Below are 9,914 nucleotides of genomic sequence, written 5' to 3' on the forward strand. Positions count from 1 at the left end.
GTGGTGGGGTTGGCGGGGGCGCTCCTGGTGACGCGGATCAGGGGCGTGGAGTAACCCACCCCGGTCTACAGCGCCCCCGCGTCAACCGCGCCCCACACCGTGGGATACAGCGGCCGGTAGCCAAGTTCCCTGCGGATACGGCCCGTTGACGTGATCCCGAACCACGGGTCCGGATCGGTCCGCTCGTACAGCTCAGCAGGGACGGCGGCCCCGTTGAGCTGATGCAGTTCAACTGCCGTGACGGGCGCGTCGTCGGCGATGTTGTAGACCCGGCCGCCCACTCCCGGCGCGCGCAGAAGCCGGGCGAGCCCCTGCCCCACGTCCGCGTGATGCACCATGTGCAGCCGCTGAGTCGCCGCCCAATTCCCGGCCCACTGGAGCGAATCCGCGAGATGCGGATCCCCCTCGCCGTAGACGAAGGCCAGCCGCCCCACCCGTACGTCGAGCCCGTCCAGCGCGAGGAGCCCACGCTCCGCCTCCCCCTTGGACCGCGCGTACGCGCCCCACATGGCCCCGCCCGGCACCACGGGGTCGTCCTCCACCAGCATCCGCCCACGCCCCGTCCCGTACACGAGCCCGGTGCTGACCTGGACGAACCGGCGCACCCCGGAGACCACCGCCGCCCGCCCCAGGGCCAGCGCGGCATCGCGGTTGATCGCCCACGCCTCCTCGTCCGGCACCCCGCGGAACGCCGCCGCGACATTGACCACCGCGTCGGCCCCGGCCACCGCCTTCCCCAGGGCGCCCTCGTCCCGCAGATCACCCACCACCACCTGCGCGCCGAGCTCCGCGAAGGCCGCGCCCCGCGCCTCGTCGCGCACCAGGACCCGCACCTCGTCCCCGGCGGCCGCCACCCACTGCAGCAGCCGCGGCACAAAGCGCCGCCCGACCTCACCCGTCGCACCTGTCACCAGCGTCAGCATCACGCAACTCCCAGCGTCGAAGACGAACCGTCGTGCTCCACCAGCGTCACGCCGCCCCGCGCCCGGCGGGAGAGACCTCCCGATCAGGGGACCGGCAGTCCCTGGATAACCCGCCGAAGGTGGCCGAAGCTGAAGGGGTGGACCGAACCGAACTCGCCGACTTCCTGCGCCGCTCCCGCGCCCGCCTCGACCCCACCGACGTGGGCCTCCAGGCCGGTCCGCGGCGCCGCACGCCGGGCCTGCGCCGCGAGGAGGTGGCGCAGCTCGCCGGGATGTCCGTGGACTACTACACGCGGCTCGAGCAGCGCCGCGGCCCGCACCCGTCCCGGCAGATGCTGACCGCCCTCGCCCGCGCACTGCGGCTCACGGACGACGAGCGCGACCACCTCTTCCACCTGACCGGCGAGGAGCCGCCGCGTGCCGGGGCTGCCTCCGGGCACGTACGTCCCGGGCTGCTCCTGATCCTGGACCGGCTGCACGACACCCCCGCGCAGATCGTCAGCGACATCGGCGAGACGCTCGCGCAGAACACGATGGCCGCCGCGCTCTCCGGCGACACCGCGTCCCGCCCGCCCCGCGAGCGCAATCTCGTACGCCGCTTCTTCACCGACCCCGCGGCCCGCGACCTGTTCCCGCCCGAGGACCACTCCGAGCACGCCCGCTCCCACGTCGCCAACCTCAGGGCGGTCACCGCGGCCCGCCCCGACGACCCGGCGCCCGCGGCGCTGGTCGCCGAACTCATCGCGGCCGGCGCGGAGTTCAGGACACTGTGGCAGTCGCACGAGGTGGCGCTGCGCCGCGCGTCGACGAAGGTCTTCCTGCATCCGCTGGTGGGCCGGCTCGAGCTGGACTGCGAAGTGCTCCTGAGCACGGGGCACGATCAGCTCCTGATCGTCTACACCGCGCGCCCCGGCACGGAGTCGTACGAGCGCCTCGAACTGCTCCGGGTCCTCGGCACCCAGGACCTCTCACCCGGCGAGGGTGCCGCCGCCCGCAAGGCCTGAGGTCACGGACGCCTCGGCCGCAGCGGCCTCGTCGCCGGACGCGACGGCGAGGTCGCGGAGCATTCCGTGCAGCACCTGGCCGGGGTGACGTCGCCCATGATGCAGCCGGCGCGGGCCAGTTCGGCGAGGCCGTGCATCTGGCTGAAGAGCTGGCGCACCAGGAGATCGGGGTTCACATCCGCGCGGAAGCGGCCCGCGTCCACGCAGCGGCGGATCGCGTCGCGCGGGGCCCGCAGCAGGAACGTACCCATCCGGCGGTCGTCGTCCGAGAGCGCGAAGCCGGTGACCACCCGGCGGCCTCGTCGAGGAGACGGCGCAGGACGGGACACGGAGCACGGAAGGGGCTCGGGATGTTCGCACGGGGAATGCGGGGACGCCTTGTGAGGTTGCCGGAAGCAGCCGGGAACGACAGCGGCGTGACCGAGCCGCAGCGGGAGTACGGGGGTCCTCCGCTGCGGCTCGCGGTCATCGGCGATTCGCTCGCCGCGGGCGTCGGGGCGGCGAGCCACGAGGAGGCGCTCAGCGGGCAGTTGGCCCGGACCCTGACGGCGATGACGGGACGCGCCGTCTCCTGGCGGGTGTCACTGACGGAAGCGACCCCGGCACCGGCCTAGCCCGTCAGAACCCCAGCTTCCGCAGCTGCTTCGGGTCCCGCTGCCAGTCCTTGGCCACCTTCACATGCAGGTCCAGGAAGACCGGCGTACCGAGAAGGGCCTCGATCTGGCGGCGGGACTTGATGCCGACGTCCTTCAGGCGCTTGCCCTTGGGGCCGATGATGATGCCCTTCTGGCTGGGGCGCTCGATGTAGACGTTCGCGTGGATGTCCAGGAGCGGCTTGTCCGCCGGGCGGTCCGTGCGCGGCAGCATCTCCTCCACCACGACGGCGATGGAGTGCGGCAGCTCGTCCCGTACGCCCTCGAGCGCGGCCTCGCGGATCAGCTCGGCCACCATGACCTGCTCGGGCTCGTCCGTGAGGTCGCCCTCCGGGTAGAGCGGCGGGCTCTCGGGCAGCATCGGGATGATCAGGTCCGCGAGCAGCTGGACCTGCTTGTCGCCGACCGCCGACACGGGCACGATCTCGGCCCACTGGATGCCCAGCTCCTTGCCGAGCCGGTCGATGGCGATGAGCTGTTCGGCGAGCGTCTTGCTGTCGACGAGGTCGGTCTTGGTCACGACCGCGATCTTCGGCGTCTTCTTGATCGAGGCCAGTTCCTTGGCGATGAACCGGTCACCGGGGCCGAGCTTCTCGTTCGCCGGCAGACAGAAGCCGATGACGTCGACCTCCGCCCAGGTCGTGCGGACGACGTCGTTGAGCCGCTCGCCGAGCAGCGTGCGCGGCTTGTGCAGCCCGGGGGTGTCCACCAGGATCAGCTGGGCGTCGGGCCGGTGCACGATGCCCCGCACCGTGTGCCGCGTGGTCTGCGGCTGGTCCGCGGTGATCGCCACCTTCTGGCCGACCAGAGCATTCGTGAGGGTGGACTTGCCCGCGTTGGGGCGGCCCACGAAGCAGGCGAAGCCGGCGCGGTGGATGGCCTCGGACGGCTCGGATGACTGGGTACGAACGCTCATGGCGCCCATTGTCCCTGATCGACGGGGGCCCGCAGTACGCGCGGGCCCCGGCGGCGGCGCGACGGCACCGCGGTGAGCTTCCAGAAACCCCCGTGCAACACGAAACACGGCGGAAACGCGCGGTTGCCCGTTCCGAAACGCGTGCCGGTGACGCTCTCCCCCATGACTTTTCTGGCCGCAGCACAAGGCCCCGACACAGGCGACACCGCCTGGCTGCTCGCGGCCACCGCACTCGTACTCCTCATGACCCCGGGCCTCGCGCTCTTCTACGGCGGCATGGTCCGCACGAAGAGCGTCCTGAACATGCTGCTCATGAGCTTCGTGTCGATCGCCCTGGTCACGGTCGTGTGGCTGGTCGCGGGCTACTCGCTGGCCTTCGGCGACGACGCCTTCGCGGGCCTGATCGGCGGCCTCGACCACCTGGGCATGGCGGGCATCGGCCCGGACACCCTCACCGGGACGGTCCCCACGTTCCTCTTCACGACCTTCCAGCTGACCTTCGCCATCCTCACCACCGCACTGATCAGCGGCGCGATCGCGGACCGCACGAAGTTCGCCGCGTGGCTGGTCTTCGTCCCGCTCTGGGCGCTGCTCGTATACGTTCCCGTGGCGCACTGGGTATGGGGCCCGGACGGCTGGATCTCCCACTCCCTCGGCGCCCTCGACTTCGCGGGCGGCCTGGTCGTCGAGATCGCCTCCGGCGCCTCCGGTCTGGCCCTCGTCCTGGTGATCGGCCCGCGCATCGGCTTCAAGAAGGACGCGATGCGCCCGCACAACCTGCCGATGGTCCTGATGGGCGCGGGCCTGCTCTGGTTCGGCTGGCTCGGCTTCAACGGCGGCTCGGCCCTCGGCGCGAACGGCCTCGCAGCGGCCGCCCTCCTCAACACCCTGCTCGCCGGCTGCACGGGCCTGCTCGGCTGGCTCTTCGTGGAGCAGCGGCGCGACGGCCACCCCACCACCTTCGGCGCGGCGTCGGGCGCGGTCGCGGGCCTGGTGGCGATCACCCCGTCGTGCGGGGTCGTCGGCATCCTGGGCGCGGCGGTGATCGGCCTCGCGGCGGGCGTGGTCTGCTCGTACGCCGTCGCCTGGAAGTTCCGCTTCGACTACGACGACTCACTGGACGTCGTCGGCGTCCACCTGGTCGGCGGTGTGATCGGCACGCTCCTGATCGGCCTGTTCGCGACGGCCACGATGACGGACGGCGCGGAGGGCCTCTTCTACGGAGGCGGCCTCGCCCAGTTGGGCAAGCAAACGGTGGCGGTGCTCGCCGTCGCGGCGTACACCTTCGCCGTCACGTACGGCATCGGCAAGGCGATCGACAAGCTGATGGGCTTCCGTGCGTCGGCCGAGGACGAGCTGACGGGCCTCGACCAGACGCACCACGCGGAGACGGCCTACGATCACGGCGTCCTGGTCGGCCCCATGAAGGGGTCCGCCGCCCCGCACCACCCGAAGGGAAGCACCGTCGCATGAAGCTCGTGACCGCGGTCATCAAGCCGTTCCGCCTCGACGAGGTGAAGACGGCGCTGCAGGAACTGGGCGTGCAGGGCCTCACCGTCACCGAGGCGAGCGGATACGGGCGCCAGCGGGGGCACACGGAGGTGTACCGGGGGGCGGAGTACCAGGTGGACCTGGTGCCGAAGGTGCGGATCGAGGTCGTCGTCGACGATGTGGACGCGGACGCGGTCATCGACGCGGTCGTGCGCGCGGCCCGCACCGGGAAGATCGGTGACGGGAAGGTGTGGGCTGTGCCGGTGGAGACGGTGGTGCGGGTACGGACCGGTGAACGGGGCCCGGACGCGGTCTGATCCCGGCCGGTGCGGGGACCGGGCGGCCGCCCGCGACCGGAGTGGAAAAGCCCTACGGCGGTGACAGTGGTGCGTCGTACTCTTGGCAGTGCAAGGCTGTCGAGCGGCCACCAAGCCCCGCATGAGGAGGATGAGCAGGCTTAGCGCCGGCCCATGACTCAGACACCCACAGCTCATACCCCTGCCCAGGGTCAGTCCCGAGCCCACTTCACCGTCCCGGCGAACCACCCGATGGTGACGGTGCTCGGCTCCGGAGACGCCCTGTTGCGCGTGATCGAGAAGGCCTTCCCGGCGGCCGACATCCATGTCCGGGGCAATGACATCCGCGCCGTCGGTGACGCCCACGAAGTGGCCCTCATCCAGCGCCTGTTCGACGAGATGATGCTGGTGCTCCGCACCGGTCAGCCGATGACGGAGGACGCCGTGGAACGCTCGATCGCCATGCTCAAGGCGGACGAGGCAGGAGAGGGCGACGGACCGGAGACCCCGGCCGAGGTCCTCACGCAGAACATCCTCTCGTCCCGGGGCCGCACGATCCGCCCCAAGACCCTCAACCAGAAGCGCTATGTCGACGCCATCGACAAGCACACCATCGTCTTCGGCATCGGCCCCGCAGGCACCGGCAAGACGTATCTCGCCATGGCCAAGGCGGTGCAGGCCCTGCAGTCCAAGCAGGTCAACCGCATCATCCTGACCCGCCCCGCCGTCGAGGCGGGCGAGCGGCTCGGCTTCCTGCCGGGGACCTTGTACGAGAAGATCGACCCTTACCTGCGGCCGCTGTACGACGCCCTGCACGACATGCTCGACCCGGACTCGATTCCGCGGTTGATGGCGGCGGGGACTATTGAGGTTGCGCCGCTGGCGTATATGCGTGGGCGTGCGATGCCGACCTTCACTAACGTGCTGACGCCGAGCGGATGGCGTCCGATCGGCGGCCTTGAGGTGGGCGACCTGGTCATTGGGTCGAACGGCGAGCCGACACCGGTCCTCGGCGTGTATCCGCAGGGCGAGAAGGACATCTACCGTCTCAGTGCCCAGGACGGCTCCTGGACTCTCTGCTGCGGCGAGCACCTTTGGACAGTCCGTACAGCTTCGGACAGGCGGCGTAACAAGCCATGGCGGGTCCTGGAGACCCAGGACATGATCGGCAACCTGCGGGCAGCGCACGCTCGCCGCTATGAGCTGCCACTGCTCACTGCGCCAGTCTGTTTCCCGGAGCGTGAGGTTCCGATCGATCCTTACGCCCTGGGCCTTTTGCTGGGCGACGGTTGCATCTCGGCAAAGAACCAGACGCCCTCGTTCACCACAGCCGACCCGGAGCTCATCCTCGGTCTGGAGGCAGCGCTTCCTGGCATCAAGGTCCGGTCGCGTGGCGGTTACGACTACCTCATCAACCGCGCGCCGACACCGAGTGACGGCACGGGCAGCGTCCTGACGCATCCGCTGAAGCAGGCGCTGCGTTCCCTGGACCTCCTGGGTACCCGATCCTGCTCGAAGTTTGTACCGGACGACTACCTCTACAACTCGGCCGCCGTCCGACTAGCCGTTCTCCAGGGGCTCTTGGATACTGACGGAGGTCCGGTCACACAGAGCGACCGTACCTGCCGAGTTCAGTACACGACGACATCGATCCTGCTTCGTGACGATGTCATCGCCCTGGTCCAGTCACTCGGCGGCGTTGCCTACACGAAGCGCAGGTACGCCGAGGGCCGCCCGCAGGGAACCGCACTGGGCAAGCACAAGCGCGACGCCCACATCATCGAAATCCGCCTCCCCGAAGGCATCGAGCCCTTCCGCCTCGCCCGCAAGCGCGACAAGTACCACGCGGCCGGTGGCGGCGGACGCCCGATGCGCTTCATCGACTCCATCGAGCCCGCGGGCCGCGAGGAGGCAGTCTGCATCCAGGTGGCAGCCGAGGACTCCCTCTACGTCACACAGGACTACCTGCTCACGCACAACACCCTCAACGACGCGTTCATCATCCTCGACGAGGCGCAGAACACCAGCGCCGAACAGATGAAGATGTTCCTGACCCGGCTCGGCTTCGACTCGAAGATCGTGATCACGGGCGACGTCACGCAGGTCGACCTGCCGGGCGGCACCAAGTCGGGGCTGCGCCAGGTCCAGCACATCCTGGAGGGCCTCGACGACGTGCACTTCTCGCGGCTCACCTCCAGCGATGTCGTACGGCACAAGCTGGTCGGCCGTATCGTCGACGCGTACGAGAAGTACGACGACAGCCAGCAGAAGCAGCAGCAGAGTCAGCAGAGTCAGCAGCGCAGGAAACACGGGAAGTAGCGGAAACCGCACCATGTCGATCGACGTCAACAACGAATCCGGGACCGAGGTCGATGAGCAGGCGATCCTCGACATCGCCCGCTACGCACTCGCGCGGATGCGCATCCACCCGCTCTCCGAGCTCTCGGTGATCGTCGTGGACGCCGACGCCATGGAGCAGCTGCACATCCAGTGGATGGACCTGCCGGGACCGACGGACGTGATGTCGTTCCCGATGGACGAGCTGCGCCCGCCCGCCAAGGACGAGGAGGAGCCGCCGCAGGGCCTCCTCGGCGACATCGTGCTCTGCCCCGAGGTCGCGCTCAAGCAGGGCAAGGAAGCGGAGACGGAGCACTCCATGGACGAGGAGCTGCAGTTGCTCACCGTCCATGGGGTGCTGCATCTGCTCGGGTACGACCATGAGGAGCCGGACGAGAAGGCGGAGATGTTCGGTCTGCAGGCGGCCATCGTCGACGGCTGGCGTGCCGAGCACGGCCTGACCGGGCCGTCGCCGGCGCCCACCGTCTCGTAGGCCGCCGACGCCGTCATGAGTCCTCAACTGATCGCGGGCGCCGTCGCCCTGGTCGTCGTGGCCTGGCTCGCGGCCTGCGCCGAGGCGGGCATCGCCCGCGTCTCCAGCTTCCGGGCGGAGGAGGCGGTCCGTTCGGGGCGGCGCGGCAGCGCGAAGCTCGCGCAGGTCGCCGCCGACCCGACCCGCTATCTCAATGTGGCGCTGCTCGTCCGCGTGACGTGCGAGATGGCCGCCGCGGCGCTGGTGACGTACGCCTGCCTGAAGGAGTTCGACGAGACCTGGCAGGCGCTGGCCGTCGCCATCGCGGTGATGGTCCTCGTCTCGTACGTCGCCGTGGGGGTCTCCCCGCGCACCATCGGGCGCCAGCACCCGCTCAACACGGCGACCGCCGCGGCGTACGTTCTGCTGCCGCTGGCCCGCGTCATGGGCCCGATCCCGCCGCTCCTCATCCTCATCGGCAACGCGCTCACGCCCGGAAAGGGCTTCCGGCGCGGCCCGTTCGCCTCCGAGGCCGAGCTGCGGGCGATGGTCGACCTCGCGGAGAAGGAGTCCCTGATCGAGGACGAGGAGCGCCGCATGGTGCACTCCGTCTTCGAGCTCGGCGACACCCTCGTACGCGAAGTCATGGTGCCCCGGACCGACTTGGTCGCCATCGAGCGCTTCAAGACGATCCGGCAGGCGCTGACGCTCGCGCTGCGGTCCGGTTTCTCGCGGATCCCGGTGACGGGCGAGAGCGAGGACGACGTCGTCGGCATGGTGTATCTGAAGGACCTGGCCCGCAAGACGCACATCAACCGCGACGCGGAGAACGAACTGGTGTCGACGGCCATGCGCCCCGCCACGTTCGTGCCGGACACGAAGAACGCGGGCGATCTGCTGCGGGAGATGCAGCAGGAGCGCAATCACGTCGCCGTCGTCATCGACGAGTACGGCGGCACGGCGGGCATCGTCACCATCGAGGACATCCTCGAGGAGATCGTCGGCGAGATCACGGATGAGTACGACCGTGAACTGCCGCCGGTGGAGGAGCTCGCGGACGGCTGCTACCGCGTCACCGCGCGCCTCGACATCGGTGACCTCGGCGAGCTCTTCGGGCTCGACGAGTTCGACGACGAGGACGTCGAGACGGTCGGTGGCCTCCTCGCCAAGGCGCTCGGCCGGGTGCCGATCGCCGACGCGTCGTCGATCGTGCCGCTGCCGGACGGGCGGGAGCTGCGGCTCACCGCGGAGTCCGCGGCGGGGCGGCGGAACAAGATCGTGACGGTGCTGGTGGAGCCGGTCGCGCCGGGCGGCGCGCGGGGCTCGCAGGAGAGGACTTCGGGGTGACACCGCAGGAGCTGCGTACGTTCTGTCTGTCGTTCAACGCGGCGGTCGAGGAGTTTCCGTTCAACCCCGACACCTCGGTCTTCAAGGTCCTCGGCAAGATGTTCGCGCTCTGCCACCTCGACGCGCAGCCGCTCAAGGTGAACCTCAAGTGTGAACCGGACATGGCGGTCCAACTGCGGGCCGCGCACCCGGAGATCGTGCCGGGGTGGCACATGAACAAGCGGCACTGGAACACGGTGACCGTCGACGGAGAGCTCCCGGACACGCAGGTCCGGGAGCTCATCGAGGACTCGTACGACTTGGTCGTCGCGGGCCTCCCGCGGGCGGAGCGCCTCCGGCTCGACCGCCCCTAGATGGTTGATGTGCTTTTACGTGCTGGTCAGCCGGGTCGGGTGGTCGTAGTGGATCAGTGAACGCTTCTTTTCGGTGCTGCAGGCCCAGTTGTGCCAGATCGCCGCGTTGAGGGCCAGGAGCC

The 9,914-nt window shown here is 69.7% G+C and carries 11 protein-coding genes; 8 read left to right on the top strand and 3 right to left on the bottom strand.

Annotated features, from left to right (window positions below; all coding sequences use genetic code 11):
- Positions 1-65: 65 nt before the first annotated feature.
- Positions 66-923 (bottom strand): NAD(P)-dependent oxidoreductase, encoded by an 858-nt coding sequence (locus E2651_RS36310; RefSeq protein ID WP_135335522.1) that lies wholly within the window; start codon positions 921-923, stop codon positions 66-68.
- Positions 924-1,060: 137 nt separating this feature from the next.
- On the opposite strand from E2651_RS36310, the gene E2651_RS36315 reads away from it, so the two are divergent.
- Positions 1,061-1,927, top strand: coding sequence for a helix-turn-helix transcriptional regulator (locus E2651_RS36315; RefSeq protein ID WP_135335523.1), 867 nt, complete (start codon positions 1,061-1,063; stop codon positions 1,925-1,927).
- A gap of 2 nt (positions 1,928-1,929) precedes the next feature.
- Here E2651_RS36315 and E2651_RS36320 read toward each other — a convergent pair whose 3' ends face one another.
- Complete coding sequence (locus E2651_RS36320) at positions 1,930-2,217, bottom strand: WHG domain-containing protein (RefSeq protein ID WP_135335524.1); 288 nt, start codon at positions 2,215-2,217, stop codon at positions 1,930-1,932.
- A gap of 126 nt (positions 2,218-2,343) precedes the next feature.
- Here E2651_RS36320 and E2651_RS36325 point away from each other — a divergent pair, with 126 nt between their 5' ends.
- Positions 2,344-2,541: a hypothetical protein gene (locus tag E2651_RS36325; protein ID WP_135335525.1), complete on the top strand. Its 198-nt coding sequence runs from the start codon at positions 2,344-2,346 to the stop codon at positions 2,539-2,541.
- Positions 2,542-2,545: 4 nt separating this feature from the next.
- On the opposite strand, the gene era is transcribed toward E2651_RS36325, so the two are convergent.
- Positions 2,546-3,505 carry a GTPase Era gene (gene era / locus E2651_RS36330; protein WP_135335526.1) on the bottom strand — a complete coding sequence of 320 codons (960 nt, stop codon included), beginning with the start codon at positions 3,503-3,505 and terminating at the stop codon, positions 2,546-2,548.
- A gap of 153 nt (positions 3,506-3,658) precedes the next feature.
- Between era and E2651_RS36335 the strand changes: the two genes are divergently transcribed.
- The 6 genes from E2651_RS36335 (at position 3,659) to E2651_RS36360 (ending at position 9,792) form a co-directional block, all read left to right on the top strand.
- Positions 3,659-4,969, top strand: a complete 1,311-nt coding sequence (locus E2651_RS36335; RefSeq protein WP_135335527.1) for an ammonium transporter — start codon at positions 3,659-3,661, stop codon at positions 4,967-4,969.
- Positions 4,966-5,304 carry a P-II family nitrogen regulator gene (locus tag E2651_RS36340; RefSeq protein ID WP_135335528.1) on the top strand — a complete coding sequence of 113 codons (339 nt, stop codon included), beginning with the start codon at positions 4,966-4,968 and terminating at the stop codon, positions 5,302-5,304. The genes E2651_RS36335 and E2651_RS36340 overlap by 4 nt, the downstream gene beginning before the upstream one ends.
- Positions 5,305-5,457: 153 nt before the next feature.
- Positions 5,458-7,602, top strand: coding sequence for a PhoH family protein (locus E2651_RS36345; protein WP_135335529.1), 2,145 nt, complete (start codon positions 5,458-5,460; stop codon positions 7,600-7,602).
- A gap of 13 nt (positions 7,603-7,615) precedes the next feature.
- On the top strand, positions 7,616-8,113 hold the full coding sequence (gene ybeY, locus E2651_RS36350; protein ID WP_135335530.1) for an rRNA maturation RNase YbeY: 498 nt from the start codon (positions 7,616-7,618) through the stop codon (positions 8,111-8,113).
- A gap of 15 nt (positions 8,114-8,128) precedes the next feature.
- A complete protein-coding gene (locus tag E2651_RS36355; RefSeq protein ID WP_135335531.1) occupies positions 8,129-9,439 on the top strand; it encodes a hemolysin family protein in 1,311 nt (436 codons plus the stop codon).
- Complete coding sequence (locus E2651_RS36360) at positions 9,436-9,792, top strand: MmcQ/YjbR family DNA-binding protein (protein WP_135335532.1); 357 nt, start codon at positions 9,436-9,438, stop codon at positions 9,790-9,792. The genes E2651_RS36355 and E2651_RS36360 overlap by 4 nt, the downstream gene beginning before the upstream one ends.
- Positions 9,793-9,914: the final 122 nt, after the last annotated feature.

It is taken from the genome of Streptomyces sp. MZ04, assembly GCF_004684775.1.
In the GTDB taxonomy this organism is placed as follows: Bacteria; Actinomycetota; Actinomycetes; order Streptomycetales; family Streptomycetaceae; genus Streptomyces.

Bases quoted from the DNA above. Each gene is read 5' to 3' on its own strand.
- E2651_RS36335 (WP_135335527.1), top strand. From the start codon at position 3,659: ATGACTTTTCTGGCCGCAGCACAAGGCCCCGACACAGGCGACACCGCC.
- ybeY (WP_135335530.1), top strand. From the start codon at position 7,616: ATGTCGATCGACGTCAACAACGAATCCGGGACCGAGGTCGATGAGCAG.
- E2651_RS36310 (WP_135335522.1), bottom strand. From the start codon at position 923: ATGCTGACGCTGGTGACAGGTGCGACGGGTGAGGTCGGGCGGCGCTTT.
- E2651_RS36355 (WP_135335531.1), top strand. From the start codon at position 8,129: ATGAGTCCTCAACTGATCGCGGGCGCCGTCGCCCTGGTCGTCGTGGCC.
- E2651_RS36340 (WP_135335528.1), top strand. From the start codon at position 4,966: ATGAAGCTCGTGACCGCGGTCATCAAGCCGTTCCGCCTCGACGAGGTG.
- E2651_RS36345 (WP_135335529.1), top strand. From the start codon at position 5,458: ATGACTCAGACACCCACAGCTCATACCCCTGCCCAGGGTCAGTCCCGA.
- era (WP_135335526.1), bottom strand. From the start codon at position 3,505: ATGGGCGCCATGAGCGTTCGTACCCAGTCATCCGAGCCGTCCGAGGCC.